Source organism: Paenibacillus sp. P13VS (assembly GCF_015143645.1).
Lineage (GTDB): Bacteria > Bacillota > Bacilli > Paenibacillales > Paenibacillaceae > Paenibacillus > Paenibacillus xylanilyticus_A.
Genome location: NZ_WYEV01000006.1, coordinates 115,782 through 140,260 on the forward strand (window position 1 = coordinate 115,782; position 24,479 = coordinate 140,260).

The following is a 24,479-nucleotide window of genomic DNA, read 5'->3' on the forward strand; positions in this document are numbered from 1 at the left end:
ACGATTGTCACAATTTATACGGTATCTTATGTCAGTCCTGCCTTGTGTGTGACAATCGCCCAGAACACTCTTTACCTGCGTACAGCAAGCCTTTGAATCTCCTTCACCAGCACCTCGGCTGCATCCGGCTTGCCAAGTTCCCGAGACGCTGCGGCCATGCGTTTGCGGGCAGCTTCATCATTCATGATGCGGGCAATGGCCTCATATAACGCTTTTCCCGAAAGATCCTTCTCCAGCATCGTGACAGAAGCTCCGCCCCCTTCCAGTGTACGCGCATTCGCTTCCTGATGATTGTTTGTCACGTTAGGTGACGGTATCAGAATGGACGGAATGCCAAGCGATGTAATTTCGGCGAGGAATGACGCTCCTGCTCGATTTACAATCAATGAGGTGCAGGCGAGAACTTCCGGCATATTATGCACGTAAGGAAGCACATGCAGATGATTAGGCATTGTTCCAAGTGAACTTCGTATCGCTTCCCGTGTCTCGTCAAAATAGGATTCACCCGTAACATAAACGACGTGTACATCCTCCAGCTTCTCCAGCATGGGAGCCATGTCCACCATCGCTTTATTGATGGCCTTTGCTCCGCGGCTGCCGCCAACAACCAGCACAACCCGGCTGTCCATTGGCACGCCCAGTGTGGCAAAGCCTCGATCACGGCTGGCCTTGGCAACCGTGGTCGCCCTCGGATTACCCGTGTACACTACTCTTTTGGCTCCCGAGAAAGCCTTCTCGGAGCCTTCGAAGCTAACTGCAACGGTATCCACATAACGAGTAAGGAACTTGTTGGTTAAGCCAGGGATTGCATTTTGTTCATGAATGACACTTGGAATCCCCAGTTTGGCAGCCGCATAAACCACAGGTCCACATACATAGCCGCCAGTTCCGATCACCACATCAGGTTTGAATTCCTTCAGCATTTTCTTCGATTTTCGGACGCCCTGAATAAAGCGCATAACGGTCTTCAGATTGTCCACGGACAACTTCCGGCGAAACCCTGTAATATCAATGGATTGAAAAGGAATGTTCTCCTGTGGCACTAACTTGCTCTCCAGTCCACGGGTTCCTCCAATATATAAAAATGTCGAGTCGGGATTCTCCGCCTCACATTGTCTTGCTATGGCAACGGCCGGATAGATATGTCCACCGGTACCGCCGCCGCTTAGTACGACTCGCATCGCATAGTCACCTCGCATAACGTGATAAGTTTAACAGTATCCCTAGTGCTGTCAGCATCAAGGTCAGAGATGATCCACCATAACTGATCAGCGGTAGGGTTATTCCGGTAACGGGCATGAGCCCGATGACTACGCCGATATTGATAATGACTTGTACAGCCACCATGCCAATAATGCCTACCCCCAGCAAACTGCCAAAAGCATCCGGTACTGTCATCGCTACTCGCATACCTCTCCAGACCAGCACCAGGAACAATAGAAGTACAATGAGTCCGCCAATAAACCCGAGCTCTTCAGCCAATATGGAAAAAATGAAATCCGTTTGCGGTTCGGGCACATAACTGTATTTTTGCCGGCTCATCCCAAGACCCAGACCTGCCAGGCCACCCGGTCCGATAGCGTATAACGATTGGATGATTTGATAGCCGGCACCCAGCGGATCAGACCATGGGTCGAGAAAAGCCGTTATTCGTTTTAGTCGGTAAGGAGCAGCTGCAATCAACGCGGCAAATCCCATGGCTCCGCCAAGAGCAAGCAGCAGCAAATGTTTCATTCTTGCGCCTGCCGTAAAAATAATCAGCATGGATGCACCCATCATGACGGTGCCTGTCCCCAAATCGGGCTGCAGCATAATAATGCCGAAGGCGAGACCTATCAATCCAAGCGGGGGCAACAATCCGGTTGTGAATGTTTTAATTTTCCCCGGTTCCTTGCTCAGCCAGTGAGCCAAAAACAAAATCATGCCCAGCTTCATGAATTCAGAGGGCTGAATGCCAAACGATCCAATGCCGAGCCAGCTTCGTGCTCCCCCGCGGACCACGCCGATCCCGGGAATTAACACCGCAATCAGCATAATAAAACAGGCGATCAATATCGGTTTAGCATATTTCCGCCAGACCCGGTAATCCACATTGGCTGTGACAAACATGGCAGCCAGTCCGAGTCCCGCAAATAACAACTGTCTTTTGACAAAATAAAATGAATCGCCATAGTCATGAAAAGCAAGCACCGAGCCCGCACTATAGACCATAATAATGCCGATGGCAAGCAATGCCACAATACAAATCAGGAGCCAGATATCCGGCGCCGGTCGCGTCTGTTTCATCAGGAGGCCACCCCTTGCATGGAAGTAGGGGCTTTTCCACCCCCCTACTTACAAGTTATGCGCCGCCTCTTTAAAAATGCGTCCCCGCTCCTCATAAGAAGCAAACATGTCCCAACTTGCACACGCCGGTGAGAGCAAAACGATATCACCAGGCGCTGCAAACTGCGACGCTTCCTGTACTGCAGCGGTTAACGTCTGGGCAGCATCCTCCTCATTATCGACGACCTTAATTTGCTTTAATCCCGCAAGTTCCGCGACCTTGGCGATTTTCTCCCGTGTTTCGCCGAGAGCCACAACCGCTTTTACCCGTTCCTGGAACAAGGGGAGCAGCTCCATCATGTCTGAACCCCGATCCAGTCCTCCAGCGATCAGCACGACCGGATCCTTGAAGGAATTCAATGCCATCACGGTTGCCTTCGAATTGGTAGCCTTGGAATTGTTATAGTACTTGGCACCATTGTGCTCCAGCACATATTCCAATCGGTGCTCAACCCCTTTGAATTCGGACAGGGGTACCTCAAGCACAGCCGGATCGGCTCCTGCCGCTACTGCAATAGCTACCGCAGCCAGCGCATTCCCAACATTGAATTGTCCTGGTATTCCAATGTTTTCAACGTCTATAACGATGTGATGGTTTCCTTGACCGTCGGCATATACCACCTGGCGTTTCACATCGTCCTCTTCTCCATCCACGTAAGGAGGATCTGCGTATACGCCTGCTTCCAGCTTCTCAGTCATGGAGAACGGAAGCAGCCTGCTTTTAATATAAGGAACCAACTCCCGGCATACAGGATCATCCCAGTTCAGTACCGCTACATCATCGGGAAGCTGATTGGCAAAAATTTTAGCTTTGGATGCGACATAGTCATCCATATCCCCATGATAATCCAGATGCGTTTCTGTAACGTTAAGCAGACTCGCAATCCGTGGACGGAAATGCACAGTCCCCTTAAGCTGGAAACTGCTGAGTTCAACGACCATCCAGTTATCGGCCGTAGCTTGTTCTGCCGCCTCGCTGAGCGGTGTACCGATATTGCCAGCCACAATCGGGTTCAAGCCTGCATGCTCCAGCATGTTGCCAACCCATGTGGTTGTCGTTGTTTTCCCGTTGGAACCTGTAATCCCGATCATCGGTGCTGCACAAAGGTGGTAAGCCACTTCCACTTCCGTAACAACCTCAATTCCGAGGGAAAGAGCCTGCTGTACTGGTGGCGCCTGATAAGGGATGCCCGGGTTTTTAACCACAAGCTTCACACCCTCATGAATCAGATCATCGGGATGGCCCCCGCATACAACAGAAATTCCCAAAGCCTCCAATTCGGATGCTTCGGGACACTGTTCCCTCTCTTTTTTATCATTCACTGTGACTTTCGCTCCCGCACGGTCCAGCACCTTGGCAACTTGCACGCCACTCTTTGCCAGTCCGAGCACAACAACCTGTTGACCGCGATATGATTCAGGATGGTTCATGATTTACAACCCCTTGTTGAGATAAAGTCCGAGCGCAGCCAAAATAGCACCAACTGCCCAAAAAGTAATAACAACCCGCCATTCTGACCATCCGCTTAATTCAAAGTGGTGGTGAATAGGACTCATTTTGAATACACGCTTGCCCCGGGTCTTGAACGATACCACTTGAATAATAACGGATAGAATCTCGATGACGAACACACCACCAATGATTACAAAAAGAAGCTCCGTCTTCGTAACAATGGCAACGGCACCAATGGCACCACCAATACCTAGTGAGCCTGTGTCTCCCATAAACACTTTGGCCGGATGCGCATTATATACAAGAAAACCAAGCACAGCGCCAATCATGGCTGCTGCACATACCGCTGCCGGCATAGACGTCGCCTGCATCGCTACAATGGCAAACGCCCCAAATGCAATAGCGCTGATACCAGACAGCAGACCATCCAGACCATCCGTAAAGTTAACGGCATTGGTGATCGCGAGCATCATGAACACGACAAACGGATAATAGAACCACCCCGTCCAGTCGAAGGAGACGGATGTTCCAGGGATCGAGATTGCTGTGCTGTGCCCATTCTGAATGAGCAAGAAACACATCACGGCGCTGAAAAACAGCTGTCCCAGCATTTTTTGTCTGGCGGTCAGTCCCAGAGAACGTTTGAATACAATCTTGATATAGTCATCCAGGAAGCCGATCAGGCCAAAACCGAGCGTAGCCACGAGCAGGACGTAGAAATCCGTATTTTTGACTGCTGAAAACTTCAAAAAGGCTAATGTAAATGCAAGCAGGATTACAACCCCGCCCATCGTCGGCGTCCCGCTCTTTTTCAGATGGCTCTGCGGCCCGTCTTCCCGAACCTGCTGTCCGAATTTCATTCGGCGAAGTAATGGAATCAATAGCGGTGCGGCAATCACCGCCAAAATAAATGAAACGCCGATTGTTAACAGTAATACCTGAAAATCCATGGGTTCACCCCTCTAGTCTACTCAATTCTGTAATGATGCTATTTTTAGTGATTCAACCACGTCCTCCAGCTTCATGCCCCGGGAGGCCTTGAACAAAACGACGTCTCTGGGATGCAATTTTTCCAGGAGGTAACGGGTCATCTCTTCCTTATTCTCAAATGCATGTACGGCTTCTGCCGGCATGTGCAGCTTCGCACCCTCAGCTATATTCACCGATAACGGTCCATAGGTTAGCACCATGTCCATTTTCCCTGGCGTAATATACTCTCCGATGCCACGGTGAAGCTCCTCTTCCTGAGGTCCAAGCTCCAACATGTCTCCAAGTACGGCTACTCGAGCACGATAACCTTTGAGTCCATCCAACACATCAATAGCTGCCTTCATCGACGTTGGACTTGCATTGTAGGCATCATTAAGCATCGTTAGTCCGCTGACTCCTTGAATAACCTCTATGCGCATACCCGTCAGTTTCAAGCTGGATAACCCGGAGGCAATCTGTTCGGCTGTTACACCAAAGTGACGTGCAACTGCAAGTGCAGCCAGACAGTTAACGACATTGTGTGTACCAAGCAGAGGAAGCGTAAGTGCTTGTTCCCCCAACTGTTTTGTCGTGAAAACAACACCGTTCTGCGCATTCATGAGTCCTGTCGGGTAATCATCATTGTCTGTCTGAAGTCCAAATGTAAATCGTTTCATTCCCTCGGGCTGCTTCGTTTCCGTTTCAGCCAGAACCTGCTTAATCAACGGCTCGTCTCCGTTATAAATCAACAGGCCGCCTGGTTTCATGCCTGCAGCAATTTCAGCCTTTGCTCTGGCAATCTCCAGCCTGGAGCCAAGCTGCAGCAGATGGGATTCACCAATATTCGTAATGATGGCGATATCCGGCTGAGCAATCAAAGACAATGCCTCGATTTCTCTGCGGCCGCTCATGCCCATTTCCAGAATCACAATCTCGGTATCTTGTTCCATGCTTAGCACCGTAAGCGGGAGTCCGATATGATTGTTGAAGTTTCCCTGCGTCTTATGCACCTTGAATTTGGTAGATAGAATGGCATCCACAATGTCCTTGGTTGTTGTTTTGCCATTGCTGCCGGTAATGCCCACCACGGCAGTTTGGCTCTCGGCCAAATAAGCAGATGCAAGCCCCTGCAGGGCAGCCAGTGTATCTTCAACAACGATGACTGCTCCTCCCTGCGGGGGAACACCATGGTCATTCTGCCATAACGCCCCTGCGGCTCCCTTTTCTAAACAGGCTTGCACAAATTCGTGTCCGTCAAACCTCTCGCCGACAAGCGGGATGAACAAACTGCCTTCTACTGGCTTGCGTGAATCCGTAAATACACCTTCAACGCGGATGTCACCGTAAGCAGTGTAGTCGTTTAGTGTTCCTCCGCACATTTCGGCCAATTGCGCTAATGTTCTTTTTATCAATTGGATTTGCCCCTTATCGCCTCTTTGGCTATGATCCGATCATCGAAATCCGTTTTGGTTGTTCCGATAATTTGATAGGTCTCATGACCCTTGCCCGCAATCAATACTACATCGGCTGGGCTTGCCATTTCAATAGCTTCATGTATTGCCTGACGACGATCTACGACCATGAGATAACGATCAGATGGTACGCCTTCTTCTACCAGACCTACTTCAATATCCTTGAGAATCAGATCCGGATCCTCCGTGCGTGGATTGTCAGAAGTTACAAATACGATGTCACTATACTTCGCTGCAATTTTACCCATTAATGGACGTTTGGTCCGATCCCGGTCTCCACCACATCCGAATACACAAATGACTCGACCTTCGGCAAACTCTTTTACCGTTCGCAGTACGTTTTCCAAGCCGTCCGGTGTATGAGCGTAGTCCACAATAACAGCAAATGACTGACCTTCGTCTACGGCTTCAACACGGCCATCCACACCAGGAACTGTCTCAAGACTGCGTTTAATCTCTTCCAAGGGTACTCCTTCAACAAGTGCAGCAGAGATAGCTGCCATGGCGTTGTATACGTTGAATTTCCCTACCATACGCAAGTTAATGTCTGTACTGCCTGCGAATGTATCCACATGGAAAGACGTGCCCTGCGATGTAATCGAGATGTTGGATGCCCGTACATCAGCATTATCTTCCATGCCATATGTAATGACTTCAGCTGCAGTCACGGATTTGAAATAATTGGCTGATGGATCGTCAGCGTTAATGACCGCAAATTTGCGACGGGAAGCACCCTCTGCAAACTCGTTGCCAAGTCTTGCAAAGAACAGGCCTTTTGCTGCGCGGTACTCTTCCATGGAATTATGATAGTCCAAATGATCTTGAGTCAAGTTGGTAAATACCGCAGTACGGAAATTGGTTCCTTTTACACGTCCCTGCTCCAGCGCATGTGATGAGACCTCCATTACACAGCAGTCCGTACCCGCTTGAACCATATCATACAGACTGCGCTGCAGATCGAGTGCTTCTGGTGTAGTTCCCGACATTGGATAGGTCCGACCGTCGTAACGCATTTGAATGGTACCAATCAAACCTGTCTTCTGTCCATGATCACTCATGATCTTTTCAATCAGATAGGTGGTGGTTGTCTTGCCGTTCGTTCCCGTTACACCAATCATATTCATCTTATGGCTTGGTGAGTCAAAGAAAGAGTCTGCAAGGACTGCCATTGCAAATCGACTGTCTTTGACCAGCAGCTGCGGTACAGGTAGTTCCAGTTGTCGTTCCACGACCAATGCTACCGCTCCGGCATTCACAGCTTTTTCCGCATAATCATGTCCATCTACCGTATGTCCCGGAAGACAGATAAACAGATCTCCCGGTTGAACCTGGCGGGAATCTGTCTGTAAGTTTTGGCATTCTGTATTAGGCTCGCCAATCAGGCGGGCAGTTGTCAGCTTCGATGCAAATTGTTTTAAAAGCACATGAATAACCTCACTTCTCCAAGTTTACTTCTGCTCAAGGCATTTCTTTTATTAATATCGTCCATATGACCATTTAATGAAACGCAACTTTTTGAATTTTGTTGCGCTAGGACCTGGAGCCGGTTAAGGCTCCTGTCCTGCTTCCCCTGTATGATCGTGTGCTTCTTTCAGCACATCACTCATATAGATTCGTATGGTAGAGCCCTGCTCCACCCTTGCTCCTGGCTTCGGAGCCTGGTTAATTACGTACTTCCCGCTGCCGGACTTCGCCAGCATAAAGTTCATGTTGAGATCTTCATACAGATCTTCTACCGTTGCACCTGTGAGATCGGGAACCGTAACAATTTTGGTTTCGCCATACTTGTATTCTTTCGCGACCTGATCCTTGCGCACAGGAACATTCATATAGTGCAGCGAGTCTTCAAGAATATTTTGCACAATCGGAGCTGCAACGACACCCCCGAACTGAATCCCTTTTGGATTATCGACAGCCGTGTATACTACGATCTGTGGATCATCTGCCGGAGCAAAGCCAATAAAGGATACAATATGCTCGGTAGAGGAATAACGTCCGTTAATTACCTTTTGGGCTGTACCTGTTTTGCCGCCTACCCGATAGCCGTCGATGAAGGCCGGTCTTCCTGTGCCTTTTGCAACAACACTTTCCAAAGCCTCACGAACCTGCTTGGATGTGTCTTCCGAAATGACCTGTCGTACAAGTTCCGGCTTGACTTCTTCCATCACTTCACCCGTTTCAGGATGAACCCACGCTTTGGTTACATAAGGTTTGTAGAGCTTGCCTCCATTGATGGCAGCCGATACGGCCGCCACTTGCTGAATGGGTGTAACGGAAACGCCTTGCCCAAAGGCTGTTGTCGCAAGCTCCACAGGACCCACCCGTGACAGCTTGAACAAAATACCACTCGCCTCACCGCTAAGATCAATACCTGTTTTGGTTCCGAATCCAAAGTCTTTGATGTAAGAAAACAAGGACTCTTTACCCAGCTTTTGACCTAGAGCCACGAACCCGGGATTGCACGAGTTTTCCACGACTTGCAGGAAGGTTTGACTGCCATGTCCGCCTTTTTTCCAGCAGCGCAGCCGGGCACCTCCAACCTCAACATATCCTGGATCAAAAAATTGATCCTGCTGAAGATTCACCTTCTTCTCTTCCAGTGCTGCCGCCAAAGTAATGATTTTAAACGTTGAACCCGGTTCGTATGTCATCCATATCGGTAAATTCCGGTTATAGATTTCAGACGGATACTGCTGGTAATCCGCTGGTTCATACCCTGGTCTGCTGGCCATGCCGAGGACTTCACCCGTCTTCGGGTTCATGGCGATAGCCAGAGCGGAGTTCGCCTGGAATTTGACCATGGCCTGATCCAGTTCCCTTTCCATAATGGATTGGATCGATTTGTCGATCGTCAGCTCCAGGTTAAGACCATCTCTTGGTTCCACATACTTCTCAGATGAGCCCGGCATAAGCCTTCCGGCCGCATCGGACAAGTAGGACACACTGCCATTTAGACCGGTCAACTTCTCATCATACCTTATTTCGACCCCGGTCAATCCTTGGTTATCAATCCCCGTAAAACCAAGAATGTGAGCAGCCAGATCATCATAAGGATAGAATCGTTTATTATCCTCTGCAACAACGATACCCGGAAGCTTCAAATCACGAATGCGCTGAGCTTTCTCCATCGTAATTTTGCGGCCGCCGGGTTGTAGTCGTACAATCAGTTCTCTTTTCTTGATGGTTGCCAGCACTTTCTCTTCAGTCATTCCAAGTAAAGGGGCTAGTGCCTTCGCTGTAGTCTCCGCTTCCTTCACTTGAGCCGGAATTGCCATAATCGTCGGTGTAGTTACATTATAGGCCAGAGAGGTACCGTTGCGATCCAGGATCTCTCCCCGTTTGGCTGAGTATGGAATGTTACGCCGCCAGGACTCCTCTGCTTTCGCAGACAATTCTGGGCCTTTCCCGAGTTGTACATAAGCAAGCCTGATCACCAGGGCCGAAAATAACAATACCAAAATGAGCAAACTCCATAACAGCCTGCGCCGTAGATTTACACTTGAACCCTTCACGAAAAGATCCCCCCACTCGTCCCAAAATCATGACCTCGTTCATTCATGAATATTCGGGACAACCGGGGGTTAGAACAAGCTATAAATTCAATGGCTATGGGAGGACCGGATCAATTGCGGCACCAGAAGACGAGTCCGTCTCATTGGCTGGAGCCTCTGTTCCATCCGAGTTCCCTGTTTCTTCTGTCTTGCTGGACTCTTCTGCTGTACCCTCTTCCTCCAATGCAGCATCCGAAGACTCAGGATCTTCATCCGCTATTCCGGTTACTGCGGCCTTGGCAGTCTGCAATGTGAGCTGTATGGTCCGCTGTTCCCCGGAGACCTGCTCCTTTTGACTCACGACATAACCCTCACCCTTGACAATCACTCCTACTTTCATGAGTGAAAGAACTTCCATGGCATCACGAAGTGATTCCCCTGTCAGATCAGGAACTTTCATACTGCTGCTGTCTTCCGTAAGCAGATAAATTCGCTGACCTGGGTTCATTAATTCACCTGCAGCAGGGTACTGGCGAATAACACTCTCGCCCTTCCCTAGGGTCTCGTAAGCAATTCCTGCATTCAGAAGCTGGCTTCTAGCCTGTTTGGCTGTTTTCCCAGTCAAGTCAGGAGTCTTCGTCTGAACGATAGTAGCTGCCTTTTTGTCCGTGATCTTTGTCGTATCTTTCGGAACACCCATGTATTGCAGGGTTTGGCTGACAATTTTTTTGAATACTGGAGCTGCTGCAGCACCACCACCAATGTTGGTTCCACTCGGTTGGTCAATGACAACCAGCATCGCAATTTTGGGATTGTTTACAGGGGCAAATCCGATAAACGAAACGACGTCTTTGGTTTTACTGTATTCCCCGTTCACCCATTTTCTTGCTGTTCCCGTTTTACCGGCCACCCGGTATCCTTCGATATAGGCGTTGCGCCCAGTACCGATCTGCTGGTCTGCTACAACCTGTTCCAAATAGCCACTGACCAGTTTTGCAGATTCCTTGGAGATGACCTGGCGGACCTCTTTTGGCTTGGTCACTTCAGTTGTTCCGTCATTTGGATTGATGATTTCCTTCACCAGATGTGGAACCATCAGTTTCCCACCATTGGCAATGGCCGAGATAGCTGCCACCTGCTGAATTGGGGTTACCTGTACGAGACCATGACCATATGCAGCCGTTGCAATTTCAGATTTGTACACCAACGGTTTGATCGGTGAAGCGGACTCACTTGGCAGATCAATCCCCGTCTTTTGGCCGAATCCGAATTCGTCTATGTAATGACGCAGACGTTCGCCGCCAAGCATGTTGTAACCGAGATTAACAAAGGCAACGTTACTTGAACGTTTGACGCCTTCGAGATAGGAAATCGTACCATAAGCGTGGCCATTGTCACTAATCGAAAATCCCCCAATGTTGATCCGTTTGGACTCAAACGTTGCGTTGGGATCAAACAGCTTCTCTTCTACAGCACCCGCCAGTGTAACAATCTTAAATGTCGAGCCTGGTTCGTAGATGGACTGTGTCGCATGATTGATGAAATCTTTTTGATCCGGGGTTTCCCAGTACGTATTGGGATTAAAATTCGGCCAGTTCGCCATGCCCAAGATTTCCATTGTGTTTGGATCTGCTGCAATGACGGTCATACTGAGCGGATTATACTGAGCAACTGCTTCCTTAATGGCATCTTCAATGTAAAATTGAATGGTATCATCAATCGTCAGCTTCAGGTTATTTCCGTTTTGAGGTGGAAGATAGTTATCCTGAGAATCAGGAAGCTTGATGCCTTTGGCATCCTTTTGATAGTTCAGGTAACCATCAGTGCCCGTCAGTTCTTCATCATACGAAACTTCAAGCCCGTTTACAGCTTTACCGTCACGACTCATGTAACCCAGAAGGTGCGATGCAAGCGTCTCTTCGGGGTAAAACCGCTTCGATTCCTGTGCCATTACGATGGCGTTCTGAGCCTTGTACTCTTCCTTCAGTTCTTCCCTCAGCGCAGTTACTTTCGCTGCCAATTCCGGGCTGATTTTGTACCCCTCACTACGCACTTCACGTTGTTGATAAAAACTACCATCTTTCTTCTTAGCTGTCACCAAAGCACGCATTTCACTTTCGTTCTTGCCAAGTATTGCTGCGAGCTTGGTCGTGACGACATCTTCAATCCCAAGTTCATGGATCATCTCCGGATTGACCGACACCGTATACGCGGGCGCATCCGTTGCCAAGATGTTGCCGTTCCGATCCGTAATAGACCCCCGGCTTGCTTTAATCGTCTGCTCACGTTCCACCAGCTCGGAGGCATATCCTTGCCAGGTACTGCCGTTTACAACTTGAATAAAAAAGATTCGGGTTATCAGTACAAGAAAAAAGAGGGTAATACATCCCCCTATAAGCAGCGTGCGCATCTTTATTCTTTTTACCATCGGTACACCTCTTTACTTACTTGCTGTATCCGAAGACGACTCTGTATCCTGTGCGCTCGTTACACCTGTTGAACGAGGCACGATTATAACGTCTTTGCCGGACGCTTCTACATAGCCAAGTTTGCGTGCATTTTCAATAACCAAATTGTTCAGTCTTTCCTTTTCAACCTGCAGATCAGCAATGGTTTTTTCCGCTTCTCTTGTCTCGGACAACGTTGATTGAGCCTGCTTGTTCAGATCATAGATATGAGCATAACGCCACATCAGTGCACCACCGATAACGATACAGACGATCAATGTCATCAGATACAAGAATTTCTCTCGTGCAGGAAGACCCGTACGACGAGTCACCACTTTGGTGGTTTCCTTGTACCTTTGCTGCGTCACACGTTCTTGGGTTGCTTTTTCTTTCACTGCAAGGTTACCACGTGTATATGCCATACAAAGACTCTCTCCTTCGCTCTTGGTTTACAGTTTCTCGGCTACGCGCAGTTTAGCTGAACGTGCACGGGAGTTCTCGGCCAGTTCCGTATCCGTCGGAATCAGCGGTTTTCTGTTGACTAAACGCAGTACACCTTTACCGCCGCACACGCATAACGGAAAGTCAGGCGGGCACGTACACTTCTCCAGATAACTGCTGAATATTTGCTTGCAAATCCGATCCTCTAGCGAGTGAAAGGTAATAACAGATACACGTCCACCTGGTGCAAGACACCGAACCGCCTGATGCAATGCTTCCTCAAACGCACCCAGCTCATCATTCACTGCAATCCGCAAAGCCTGAAAACTGCGCTTCGCTGGATGTCCACCTGTACGGCGAGCAGCAGCCGGGATGCCTTCCTTAATCAATTCCACTAGCCCTCCTGTGGTCTCGATAACAGCCTGGCTTCGTTTTTCCACAATGACGCGGGCAATTCTTCTTGAAAACTTTTCTTCTCCATAACGATATAAAATTCGGGCAATCTCCTCTTCAGGCCATTCGTTGACAATCTCTTTGGCTGTCAGAAATGCATCCTGATCCATCCTCATGTCCAGCGGAGCATCGTGATTGTAACTAAATCCACGTTCTCCTTCATCGAATTGAGGTGATGACACACCCAAATCGTACAAAATGCCATCCACCTGCGGCACGCCGTCCTTCATTGGGACATCCAGTTCTTTCAGAACCTGCTCCAAATCACGGAAATTCGTCTTCACAAGCGTGATGCGATCTCCATACGAAGCAAGCTTCTCGCGTGCATTATCCAATGCCCAATCATCCTGATCCAGTGCGATAAGCCTTCCCCCTGGACCGAGCTTGGAAGCAATGACGGAACTATGTCCTCCTCCACCTAAAGTGCAGTCCACGTATATACCGTCCTGCTTGATGTTTAATCCCTCTGTTGCCTCTTCTTTGAGTACGGTTATGTGGTGAAACAACCTGCACCCCTCCTGACTTTATAGATCAAAATTAAAATCGACCAGCTTTTCGGCAATGTCGTTGAATGCTTCCTCGGATTGATTGAAATAACTCTCCCATATGCCTTTGCTCCAGATCTCCACCCGGTTCGACACGCCAAGAACAACACAATCCTTGTCCAACTTGGCATATTCCCGTAAATTGCCCGGTAAATTTACCCTACCCTGTTTGTCCAATTCACATTCGGTAGCACCCGAGAAAAAAAAGCGGGTAAACGCACGTGCATCCGACTTCATCAAAGGCAGTGCTTTGAGCTTCTGTTCCATGACCCCCCACTCCTCCATAGGGTACACGAAAAGACACTGGTCCAAACCCCGTGTGACAACGAAAGACGGCCCCAGAGATTCGCGGAATTTGGCCGGAATAATAACCCGACCCTTGTCATCAATGCTATGTTGGAACTCCCCCATAAACATTGGCCCACTCACTCCTCACCCGTTTCTCCCACTTTGCCCCACTTTCCACCACCTAAGCATAATAGATTCGCACTAAAAAATCAAAACCCTTCTTGCTTGCTTGATTTTTTTCAATTTGCTTCATAAGAAAAACGCCTCTGATCCTCTTGCTCAGGATCAAAGACGTTTCCCCGGTACCGGTTATTCTACTTGCAATCGCTAATGAGCCATATCATCAATACACTATTTTAAACCCTTTGAATCAGTTCATCAGCTTGTAATTATTGGGTTCTCCTAAAACTTCCAGCTGTCCAGATATTTTTCCTGTTCAGCTGACAATGAATCAATAGAGATATTCAGGCTTTCCAGTTTGTAGCTGGCAACTTGCTGGTCAATTTCATAAGGTACGTTAACAACGGTTTTACCCAATGCAGCGTAATTCTCACTAACGTAACGCAAGCCCAGAGCCTGCAATGCAAACGTCGTATCCATAATCTCAGCAGGGTGGCCATCCGCTGCACCCAGATTCACGAGACGTCCTTCTGCAAGAAGGTACATTTTACGTCCATCTTTGAAACGATACTCTTCAATATTACGACGCACAGTGCGGATGGACTCTGAACGTTTGGCAAGCTCAGGCTTATTCACTTCCACATCGAAATGCCCTGCATTGCTCAAAATTGCTCCATCTTTCATCACGTCATAATGTTCACCTGTGATTACGTCTTTGTTGCCAGTAACAGCGATGAAGAAATCGCCCAATTTGGCTGCTTCCACCATCGTCATGACACGGAAACCGTCCATATGCGCTTCAACCGCTTTGATTGGATCAATTTCAGTTACAATGACATTGGCGCCCAGACCTTTGGCACGCATCGCGACACCTTTACCACACCAGCCGTATCCTGCTACAACAACATTTTTCCCAGCTACCACCAGGTTGGTTGTACGGATAATGCCATCAAAGGCTGATTGGCCTGTGCCATAACGGTTGTCGAACAGGTATTTGCAATAAGCGTCATTAACCGCAACCATCGGGAACTGCAGTTGTCCTTCTTTCGCCAAAGCTTTCAGACGGATAATACCTGTTGTCGTTTCCTCTGCGCCTCCACGAATCGTTGCCGCAAGATCAGGACGTTCGGAAGCGATAATGGTTGCAAAGTCGCCGCCGTCATCAATAATCAGGTCGGGTTTAACTTCCAATGCACGAAGCTGGAGCTGCTTGAACTCTTCTGACCCCGGATTGTATTTGGCATACACGGTTACACCATCTTCTACTAGAGCCGCACACACATCATCTTGAGTTGATAGCGGGTTACTGTGTGTAATAGTCACTTCTGCGCCGCCAGCCTGAATGACTTTTGCCAGGTAAGCTGTTTTGGCTTCAAGGTGAAGACAAATGGCAACCTTTAGTCCTTTGAAAGGAAGATCCTGCTCAAATTGGCGACGAATGCGGTTCAATACAGGCATATGTGCTTCAACCCAGTCAATTTTCAAGTGTCCTTCTGAAGCAAGCCCCATATCTTTAACAATACTGTTTTGCAGTGCAGGTGTAGTCATGCCCATCCTCCTCGTTTATCTGTGTTTCTTCTATTATAAAGGTCTGCTGAACCACACAGTTACAGTTCAATCACTTGATGTTGACCCCGGAATTCACGTCCGCTCTCAATGAGCTCCTGAATCCACTTGGTTCCATAACGGTTCAAGTAGTAGAGCGCATTGTGCACTCGTTCCTGTGGTTTGTTCATAGGGAAGAGCGAGTTCTGTATGCCGTTCCAATGTCTGAGTCCAACCTCATGTTTATCCGCGATCGCCTTCTGTGTTTGCTTTTGCAGATATTGCATCTGTTCGTTGATCTTTTTCAGATTCGTATTACCGATCCGATCCAGTCCAGGGTGAATTTGCGCAAGCTGATCAAGCAATGGACGATAAAGCTCAGCAAAGGATTGCTGGACTTGCTCAAATTGCTCCTCAACCTGGAACGTTTCCTGTCCTGCGAGCCACTTCTCTCTTTTTTCTTCCATATGATATTGCACATCTTGGAAAGAGAGCTGGTACTGATTCATGTGCTTGTGATGGACATCCTCCAATAGGGTGAAGGACAACCTCGGCAGCAAGATGGGCATTTGCAGACCAAACTCACGGAATGCAGTTCTGGTTAGTCCCCAGTATGCAATCTCACCCTGCCCCAATATCACCGCAGCTACAGGCAGCACGGAATCCTGCATTAAAGGCCGGGTGAGCACATTATTACTGAATCGCTCGGGGTGTTCCCTCAACTCCTGAAGCAATCGTTCTTCTGTAAAAGACACTAGCCCTTTTCGATCCGTGTACAAACCATCCTTCAGGAACAGGAGCAACCGGGTTTCATCATGGATATAAAACAAATTTGCTCCGTCTTCAGCGACTTCTGCCGGCATTGAATAGCCCGCTTCCTGTACCTTAGAAGCACCCTGCAAATAAGCTTCACGCAATGAGCCATTCTCACGAATCAATCGTTCAAATACAGGGCGTTCCAGTTCTCTTAATCCGGAATCCGCCGCATCCATTAGAACAAGCCCAGTACTGCCAAACAATGCCGACACCATTCTCGCAAAAGCATCACTAAGATTCGAGCTGGACTGATGGATCGAGATGAGCATCTCCATTAATCCTGGTTTATGTACAGTATCCGGCAAAAGATGCTCCACCTGCTCGATTACGTTCATCCATTGTTCCGTCTCAATCGTGACCCCGCTCACCGAATTTCGGCCATCGAACCGCCCATGCAGCTTAACCTTGATCATTTCGCCCTTGTGACCAGGCAGATAGGTGTGATTCACTTCATCCCAGTCATGGTCTTCACCAGCGATCCAAAATACGGGAACGACCGGACGCAGGAGCTTGGCTTCAGCTTCACGGGCAGCTGCAACGACACTCGCAGCTTTGTAGATGACAAATAACGGCCCTGTCAACAAGCCGCTCTGCTGCCCACCCGTAACTACAAACGTACCTTTCTCGGCCAAACGTGCAATAGAATGTTGTACAGCTTCGTGATCATTCAAACGTTTGTTATATATACGTAAATACTCTACCAGGTTCTCGCGATCCACACGTGTGTTCTCCGACTGATCCAGCCATTCGGCACGCGCATGAAGTCCGGACTCCCAGTGAATGTCATACTCATAAAGGCCCCGCGCAGCATCACGTGAGCAGATATAATCTTCTGCAAGTTGCGTTCCGCTGCGGAGTGCCTCGGTAATACCTTTCATGAGGTCTGCCTCCTATTCTGCTTCAAAGAGCCTTTCTTGATTGTACCGAACTACAGGCCACTTCGTCAAAAGAAAGTCGCCTAAAAAATCAAAAAAACCGCCGAACAAGCCGGCGGTTTAATAACATAATAAGTCCGAAAGGAATATAATTCCTTAAACGTATGGTTCGGAAACCCAGTGACCTTTGGAAATCTCAATCAATTGAGCATTCTCCAGGTTATACGGATCGTTTACCGGACCAGTTGCTCCATTTTGGATTGGACCAGACTGTTCGTCCGGCAGCAAAATGCGGCGTTTGTTTGCTTCCACTTCCGGATCAGGTACAGGAATAGCAGATAGCAATGTTTTGGTGTAAGGGTGAACAGGGTTAGAGTAAAGCTCTTCACTCTCTGCCAGCTCAACCACTTTACCCATGTACATAACAGCAACGCGGTCACTGATATGCTTAACCATGGACAAGTCATGCGCAATGAAGAGGTAAGTCAGACCAAGACGCTGTTGAAGCTCTTCGAGCAACTTAACCACTTGAGCTTGGATGGATACATCAAGTGCTGACAAAGGCTCGTCACAGATGATGAATTTAGGATCCACAGCAAGCGCACGGGCAATACCGATCCGTTGTCTTTGACCACCGGAGAATTCATGCGGATAACGAAGCGCATGGCTTGGATTCAAGCCTACGAGATCCAGCAACTCTTCTACACGTTTCTTCCGCTCTTTACTGCTGGAAGCCAGTCCGTGGATATCCAGTGATTCTCCGATAATATCCATAACGTTGAAACGTGGATTCAGTGATGCATATGGATCCTGGAAAATCATCTGCATGTCTTTACGCATTTCTTTCATTTTGCGTGGGGACAGCTTATAGATATCCGTTCCGTTAAAGTTTACATTTCCGCCCGTTGGCTCATAAAGGCGAAGAATCGTGCGTCCTGTTGTGGATTTACCACATCCGGATTCGCCTACAACCCCAAGGGTTTCGCCTTCAAAAATATCAAAGCTGACATCATTAACCGCTTTGAGAATGTTTCCTTTACCCAAATTGAAGTATTGTTTCAGGTTCTTCACTTCAACTAGCGGCTTGTTGGCACCTTTGATAATACCAGCCGGAGTCGGTTTTTCTTTCTTAGGCTCGTCCAAACGAGGCAAGGCGTTCAACAATTTGATCGTATATGGATGCTTAGGATTGCTGAAGATTTCAGCTGTTGTTCCCGTTTCCACAACTTCGCCTTCCTTCATAACGACAACCCGATCACACATACCTGCTACTACACCAAGGTCATGGGTAATGAGCATGATGGAAGTGCCAAGCTTTTGCTGCATATCTTTCATAACGTCCAGGATTTGTGCCTGAATCGTTACGTCGAGTGCAGTTGTCGGCTCATCCGCAATCAGAAGCGATGGACGGCATGCCAGGGCAATGGCGATCATTGCACGCTGACGCATACCACCGGAAAATTGGTGTGGATAGTGATTCATGCGGATTGCCGCATTTTTGATACCCACGAGCTCCAACATTTCCAGAGCGCGTTTCTCCGCTTCTTTTTTGGACATGTTTTGGTGTTTGCGAAGCACTTCGGTAATTTGTTTACCGACTTTAATTGTAGGATTCAATGAAGTCATTGGATCCTGGAAGATCATCCCGATATCTTTACCGCGGATAGCTTCCATTTGTTTATCTGTCTTTTCGAGCAGGCTCTGCCCGTGAAAAGTAATCTCTCCACTTTTAACCTTCGAAGGCGGGGAGGGAATCAACTTCATGATGGTTTGGGCGGTAACACTCTTACCACTACCGGATTCACCAACAATCCCTAGCGTCTCTCCTTTGCCAAGTTCAAAACTCACATTTTTAACGGCATCAAATTCACCAGAACGTGTTGTAAATGACACGCTTAGGTCTTTGACTGTTAAGATTGGCTCCATAATCCCACCTCCTATTTCTATTTACGCAATTTCGGATCGAGTGCGTCACGCAGACCGTCTCCGAGCAAGTTAAATGCAAGCATTGTAAGTACCATTAGACCTGCAGGGAACCACATCCGCCAAGGATACAGCGTCCAGCCTGTCAAGGCGTCATTGATCATTGAACCCAGGGAAGATTTCGGTGCAGATACACCCAATCCGAGGAAGCTCAAGAACGCTTCAGCAAAGATGGCATTTGGAATAGATAGAGTCAGCGTTACGAGAATTGGTCCTACTGCATTCGGCAGCAAGTGACGGAACAATTGACGTCCTGTGCTTGCCCCCATGGACCGCGCTGCAAGAATAAAGTCTCTGTTTTTCAATTGCATAATCTCACCACGTACAATCCAGGACATGCTGATCCAGCCTGTAATTGTAAGGGCAATGATGATTGTCGTAAGGCTTGGTTCCAAAACAACGAGCAACAAGATTACAACGAGCATGTAAGGCAGGGAATAGAGAATCTCGGAAAACTTGTTCATGATACCATCAACACGTCCACCGTAGAAGCCCATAATCGCACCGTAGATAACCCCGATGATAAGATCAATCAAGGCAGCGGCCAGACCTACAGTAAGGGATACACGTGCACCTACCCACGTTCTTACCCATACGTCCCGACCGAGCTCGTCCGTTCCGAACCAGTGCTCCGCACTTGGCGCTGCATTGGCGTTAAGCAAATCATTAGAATAGTAATTATAACTTGTGAATATCGAAGTTGGACCAATCAAAGAGAAAATGACAACAAGAACCAGAACGCCCAAACTGATCATCGCGGCCTTGTTGGTTGCAAGTCTGTACATGGCGTCTTTCCATAACGATACACTTTCTTGCGATTTCACCGCTGCCTGACTATCCAGGGCAGTGTTCGCCGTTTCTTTATTGTTATTGTTCGTGCCAGACAACGTTATGCCCCCTTCCGGCTTTCCAGCTTAATTCTAGGATCAATCAGCACATATGCGATATCTGTAAGGAAACGTGCCAACATCAGGAGGATACCATAGAAAATCGTAATCCCCATGATCATTGTATAATCCCGGTTCGTGATACTCTCTACGAATACTTTACCAATTCCCCCGATGTTAAAGATTTGCTCAATAACGACGGAACCCGTGATGATGTTAGCTGTCATCGGACCCACATAAGTTACAACGGGAAGAATACCGTTACGAATAACGTGTTTAAACATGATTGCAGGCCATTTCAGACCTTTGGCTTTTGCTGTCTTAATGTAATCCGCGTGCAGTACTTCGAGCATGCTGGAACGCGTCAAACGTGCGATAAAGGCAATCGGGGATGCAGACAATGCCGCAACCGGAAGTACATAGTCAAGCGGTCCGTCGAATCCCATAACGTTAAACCAGCCCAGTTTGAAGGCGAAAACGTATTGAAGCAGGGATGCGAGCAAGAAGCTCGGTACCGCGATACCAATTACCGCGAGGATCATCGTGACATCATCGATCAGCTTACGATGGTAAACTGCAGCGATAAGTCCTAGCAAAACCCCAACGACGACAGAGATCACAATAGCAAAGATCCCCAGTTTCAGAGATGCTGTAAATGTTTGAGTAATCATGTCGCTTACTTCTTGATTCAGATATTTCATCGAAACACCAAAATCACCTTTGAGAATTCCACCCATATACTTCAGGTATTGTTCATACATCGGTTTGTCCAGCCCATACTTTTCTTCCAGTAGTGCCCGAATTTCAGGCGATACTTTTTTCTCGGATGTAAAAGGGTCACCCGGAATGGCCTTCATCAGGAAGAAGGTTGCTGATGCGAGTATGAAAAGCGATAGCAGCATAAATAGCAATTTTTTCAGCACGTACTTAACCAACCCTTGCACACCTCCAAAAACAATATTTTGTATACAAATCGATTGTAGAATTAGACATGAATAAAGTCCAATCCATTTATCGGAAATTTCAAGAATTATAAGGAAAATCGGTGCACATACAAAAAAATCGGGATATATATGGAATTCCACATATATATCCCGAAGTAATCATATAGACTTCAGAACAACTTATTTCTCTTCCAGATATGCACGAGTGAAGTCAATTGCTCCACTGAAATCAAGTTGTACGCCTTTCAGGTAAGGCTTAGTCAAAGATACGTTAGTGTAGTAGTAAATCGGCATTACGCCCATTTCATCTTGAATCAGGATTTTCTCAGCGTCAGCAAATGCAGCCATACGTGCAGCTGGATCAGCAGATTTTACAGTGTCTTTAACATCTTTGTCGTACTGTTCGTTGCTGAATTTGGAATCGTTGTTTGTGTTTCCAGTAGTCCACATTTCCAAGAAGTTGTATGGATCGTTGTAGTCAGCAGACCATCCTGCACGAGCGATTTGGAAGTTTTGGTTTTGACGGTTCTCAAGGAACACGCCCCACTCTTGGTTTTCTGTTTTCACGTCAACACCAAGATTTTGTTTCCACATATCTGCAATCGCCAAAGCAATTTTTGCGTGACCATCACTAGTGTTATAGATCAAAGTAACAGCTGGCAAAGTTGTGTATCCTTCTTCTTTCATACCTTCAGCAAGCAATTTTTTAGCTTCTTCAACATTTTCAGTGAAGTAGTCGTCTTTGTGCTCATCACGGAATTCGCCGTTTTCACCACGGATACCTGGGGGTACAAAGCCGAATGCTGGGATTTGTCCACCTTGTGTAACCTTGTCAACGATCAATTGACGTTGAATGGACATTGCAAATGCTTTACGGATTTTAACGTTGTTAAATGGAGCTTCATTTACATTGAATTGATAGTAGTACGTACTTGCAATACCTGTTGCTTTGAATTCATCCGGCAATTCCGCTTTTACAGAAGGAATTTGGTCAGATGGAATTTCACCGTTAGGTGCACCAGTGTAATCCAGTTGTCCAGACTTGTAAGCTTGCAGTTCAGAAGCACTGCTGCTTGTCAGGGACATGTTGATTTCAGACAATTTGATGTCGGAAGCTGCGTGGTAGCCTTCGTTTTTCTTAACTACGATTTTTTGACCTTTAGCGTATTGATCCATTACAAATGGTCCGTTAACGATCATGTTTTTGTAGTCTGTGAAGAATTTATCGTTTGTGTCAGCAGATTGGTGTACTGGGTAGTACGTGTAGAATGCTGTCAGACCCAAGAAGTAAGGTGTTGGGTTTTCCAACGTTACTTCGAGTGTGTGCTCATCAGTAGCTTTTACACCCACTTGGGAGAAATCTGTGATTTTAGTACCTTTGTAAGTTTCGTCTTTGCTGAGGTTGTAACCTTCAGCGCCTTTGATGTAGTACAATTGGTACGCGTACGGGGAAGCCGTTTCCGGTTTCAATGCACGTTCCCAAGAGCGAACGAAGTCTTCTGCAGTGATTGCATCACCGTTGCTCCATTTAGCGTCCGGGTTCAGGTTGAACACATATTTCAAACCATCTTCGGAAATTGTCCAGTCTTTTGCAACGCCTGGTGCTTCTTTACCATCAGCATCGATGCGTACAAGACCTTCATACAAGAATTTCAGAACAGTGTTGGTTTGGCTGTCTTTTGCCTGAGCCGGGTCCAACGTAGGAGGTTCAGCTGTCAGGTTAATTTTCAGCACTTGATCTTTTGCGAGACCGCTTTCCTCGCCTGCAGAGCCAGTTCCCGTGTTACTTGTTGTGCCTTCATTTTTCGATCCGCACGCTGCAAGTACGGTACCGAACGCCAGAATCAGCGTCAAAAGGACTAATAGACTTTTCCTTTTCATCTAACACTTTCCCCCTAAATTGATGTGGTTTATGTTTATAGATTATACAACCACCGGTCAAAAAAATCTACATTACTTTTTCAGAAAGTAATGTTTTTTTCAGTTTTCGACAAAATCGACACATTTTTTAGCCGTTTTGCGTTATGTAACCTTACATCTGTTTCATTAAGTATCTAAATAAGCCAAATATAGTAAACAAGACATACCCAAAAGTCATCATTACAAAGGCCATGCGCCAAACGGCCCGGAACATTCGACCCCCATCGACCTTTCCTTTCAGCCTATTTTGAGCCCCTCCAATCAATCCAAGTGCAATTAGTATGAGTATCATTGTTAAATAAAATCCAAAATTCGAATCAAATGTTAAGTTGAATAACGCCGAAACCGAGAAAATCAGAAAAACTGTGGTGACATCCATTGCGGTGCGAAGTGAAGCTCGTTTATCCTTTTTCCACCCATACATGGCCCAGTACACAATAAGAAACGGAAAAAACGGTAGTATGCTCAGCACAATAAAAAAACCCATTAACTCACTCCTTCCGGCCTAATTCCTTCGATCAGATGAAGCATTAATTCATGCTGCGGAGCAGTCATCCCACACCGATGCGCCAGTTGTACCATTTGCCCACTGATGGATTCCACTTCGGTACGCCGCCCTTGCATAACATCTGCGAGCATTGAGGATGTATTCGAAGCCGTCGATCGACAAACGGATAGAATTTCCTCCCACATGTCTGTACCCACCATAATATCGCTAGCCTTATAAATGGCTGAAGCTTCATCATATAAACGGCGCATGACCTCTAAGCGATAATCATTCTGAAGCAATCCTCCATTCGGTATTCTCCATATCGCGGTGAGTGGATTAATGACAGCATTGATCAGAAGCTTCCTGTATATCAGCTTATCGATTTGATTCGACGCTGTACAGTTAAATCCTGCCTGCTGCAATAGTGCCTGCAACCGAACTTCTTCCAGATTCCGTGAGGCTTCTTTCTCTATTTCTTTCGTATGTACATCTCTACCAAACCAGGTATGTCCCTCACCAGCCCGTTTTACCCCGTACTGCACCCTCTTGGCACCTTCAGTAGTAACTGCCCGGTATATGCTGGACAGCGGCAAGGCAGCTTGTATCTTCTCAATATGGCCCATCCCGTTCTGGAAGCAGACAATGTTAAGAATATAGTCCTTCATCGTCTCCATGCTATGAATAACATCATCTATACTTGTCTGCTTAACCATGAGGAGAAGCCAGTCACCAGGTTGATCATGCCAGTGAGCAGATAATTCGCTAATTGAATAGGCCTGAATATGTTGAGGAAGCAATTGGATCTTCTTCCCCTGCTCTGTAATCGTTAGTCCGTGTATACGCAGTTCTTCCGCTTGTTCAGGCGTTCTTGTCCAAAACCGCACAGCATAACCCGCAGCCTGAAGCTTTCCTCCATATAAAAGACCAAGTGAGCCAGCTCCTACAATGTCGATCACCATGAGACATCCCTCTTCCACTCTCAATACTTACTTCTATATATAATAGAACAAATATT

Annotated in this window: 19 protein-coding genes; all 19 read right to left on the reverse strand. The window is 47.3% G+C overall.

What is annotated here, in order from left to right:
• Positions 1 to 71: 71 nt before the first annotated feature.
• Positions 72 to 1,181, reverse strand: a complete 1,110-nt coding sequence (gene murG, locus GUA98_RS16765) for an undecaprenyldiphospho-muramoylpentapeptide beta-N-acetylglucosaminyltransferase (protein WP_153979421.1) — start codon at positions 1,179 to 1,181, stop codon at positions 72 to 74.
• Between the two features lie 7 nt (positions 1,182 to 1,188).
• Positions 1,189 to 2,286, reverse strand: coding sequence for a stage V sporulation protein E (spoVE, locus tag GUA98_RS16770; protein ID WP_095359456.1), 1,098 nt, complete (start codon positions 2,284 to 2,286; stop codon positions 1,189 to 1,191).
• A 48-nt stretch (positions 2,287 to 2,334) separates the two neighbouring features.
• Positions 2,335 to 3,756: a UDP-N-acetylmuramoyl-L-alanine--D-glutamate ligase gene (gene murD, locus GUA98_RS16775; protein ID WP_153979422.1), complete on the reverse strand. Its 1,422-nt coding sequence runs from the start codon at positions 3,754 to 3,756 to the stop codon at positions 2,335 to 2,337.
• Positions 3,757 to 3,759: 3 nt separating this feature from the next.
• Positions 3,760 to 4,728 (reverse strand): phospho-N-acetylmuramoyl-pentapeptide-transferase, encoded by a 969-nt coding sequence (gene mraY / locus GUA98_RS16780; RefSeq protein ID WP_095289967.1) that lies wholly within the window; start codon positions 4,726 to 4,728, stop codon positions 3,760 to 3,762.
• A 21-nt stretch (positions 4,729 to 4,749) separates the two neighbouring features.
• On the reverse strand, positions 4,750 to 6,156 hold the full coding sequence (locus tag GUA98_RS16785) for a UDP-N-acetylmuramoyl-tripeptide--D-alanyl-D-alanine ligase (RefSeq protein ID WP_153980793.1): 1,407 nt from the start codon (positions 6,154 to 6,156) through the stop codon (positions 4,750 to 4,752).
• Complete coding sequence (locus tag GUA98_RS16790) at positions 6,156 to 7,643, reverse strand: UDP-N-acetylmuramoyl-L-alanyl-D-glutamate--2,6-diaminopimelate ligase (protein ID WP_153979423.1); 1,488 nt, start codon at positions 7,641 to 7,643, stop codon at positions 6,156 to 6,158. Before GUA98_RS16790 ends, GUA98_RS16785 begins: the two co-directional genes overlap by 1 nt.
• Positions 7,644 to 7,766: 123 nt before the next feature.
• On the reverse strand, positions 7,767 to 9,731 hold the full coding sequence (locus GUA98_RS16795) for a stage V sporulation protein D (protein WP_193723830.1): 1,965 nt from the start codon (positions 9,729 to 9,731) through the stop codon (positions 7,767 to 7,769).
• 94 nt (positions 9,732 to 9,825) lie between these two features.
• Positions 9,826 to 12,138 carry a penicillin-binding transpeptidase domain-containing protein gene (locus tag GUA98_RS16800; RefSeq protein ID WP_193723831.1) on the reverse strand — a complete coding sequence of 771 codons (2,313 nt, stop codon included), beginning with the start codon at positions 12,136 to 12,138 and terminating at the stop codon, positions 9,826 to 9,828.
• Positions 12,139 to 12,150: 12 nt separating this feature from the next.
• Positions 12,151 to 12,579: a hypothetical protein gene (locus tag GUA98_RS16805; protein WP_193723832.1), complete on the reverse strand. Its 429-nt coding sequence runs from the start codon at positions 12,577 to 12,579 to the stop codon at positions 12,151 to 12,153.
• 27 nt (positions 12,580 to 12,606) lie between these two features.
• Entirely contained in the window at positions 12,607 to 13,557 is a 951-nt protein-coding gene (gene rsmH / locus GUA98_RS16810; protein ID WP_193723833.1) for a 16S rRNA (cytosine(1402)-N(4))-methyltransferase RsmH, read from the reverse strand.
• An 18-nt stretch (positions 13,558 to 13,575) separates the two neighbouring features.
• Positions 13,576 to 14,013 (reverse strand): division/cell wall cluster transcriptional repressor MraZ, encoded by a 438-nt coding sequence (gene mraZ / locus GUA98_RS16815; RefSeq protein WP_017687291.1) that lies wholly within the window; start codon positions 14,011 to 14,013, stop codon positions 13,576 to 13,578.
• A gap of 273 nt (positions 14,014 to 14,286) precedes the next feature.
• Positions 14,287 to 15,552 (reverse strand): adenosylhomocysteinase, encoded by a 1,266-nt coding sequence (locus tag GUA98_RS16820; RefSeq protein ID WP_193723834.1) that lies wholly within the window; start codon positions 15,550 to 15,552, stop codon positions 14,287 to 14,289.
• 59 nt (positions 15,553 to 15,611) lie between these two features.
• Complete coding sequence (bshC, locus tag GUA98_RS16825) at positions 15,612 to 17,243, reverse strand: bacillithiol biosynthesis cysteine-adding enzyme BshC (protein WP_193723835.1); 1,632 nt, start codon at positions 17,241 to 17,243, stop codon at positions 15,612 to 15,614.
• A gap of 153 nt (positions 17,244 to 17,396) precedes the next feature.
• Positions 17,397 to 19,166: an ABC transporter ATP-binding protein gene (locus GUA98_RS30170; protein WP_153979428.1), complete on the reverse strand. Its 1,770-nt coding sequence runs from the start codon at positions 19,164 to 19,166 to the stop codon at positions 17,397 to 17,399.
• Between the two features lie 17 nt (positions 19,167 to 19,183).
• Positions 19,184 to 20,065: an ABC transporter permease gene (locus GUA98_RS16835; RefSeq protein WP_415753039.1), complete on the reverse strand. Its 882-nt coding sequence runs from the start codon at positions 20,063 to 20,065 to the stop codon at positions 19,184 to 19,186.
• Positions 20,066 to 20,112: 47 nt separating this feature from the next.
• Positions 20,113 to 21,045 (reverse strand): ABC transporter permease, encoded by a 933-nt coding sequence (locus GUA98_RS16840; RefSeq protein ID WP_153979430.1) that lies wholly within the window; start codon positions 21,043 to 21,045, stop codon positions 20,113 to 20,115.
• A gap of 189 nt (positions 21,046 to 21,234) precedes the next feature.
• A complete protein-coding gene (locus GUA98_RS16845; RefSeq protein WP_153979431.1) occupies positions 21,235 to 22,935 on the reverse strand; it encodes a peptide ABC transporter substrate-binding protein in 1,701 nt (566 codons plus the stop codon).
• Positions 22,936 to 23,086: 151 nt separating this feature from the next.
• Positions 23,087 to 23,461, reverse strand: a complete 375-nt coding sequence (locus tag GUA98_RS16850; RefSeq protein ID WP_153979432.1) for a DUF3397 domain-containing protein — start codon at positions 23,459 to 23,461, stop codon at positions 23,087 to 23,089.
• The gene (locus tag GUA98_RS16855; RefSeq protein WP_193723837.1) at positions 23,461 to 24,423 is read right to left on the reverse strand and encodes a ketopantoate reductase family protein; all 963 of its coding nucleotides are present in this window, start codon (positions 24,421 to 24,423) and stop codon (positions 23,461 to 23,463) included. The genes GUA98_RS16850 and GUA98_RS16855 overlap by 1 nt, the downstream gene beginning before the upstream one ends.
• Positions 24,424 to 24,479: the final 56 nt, after the last annotated feature.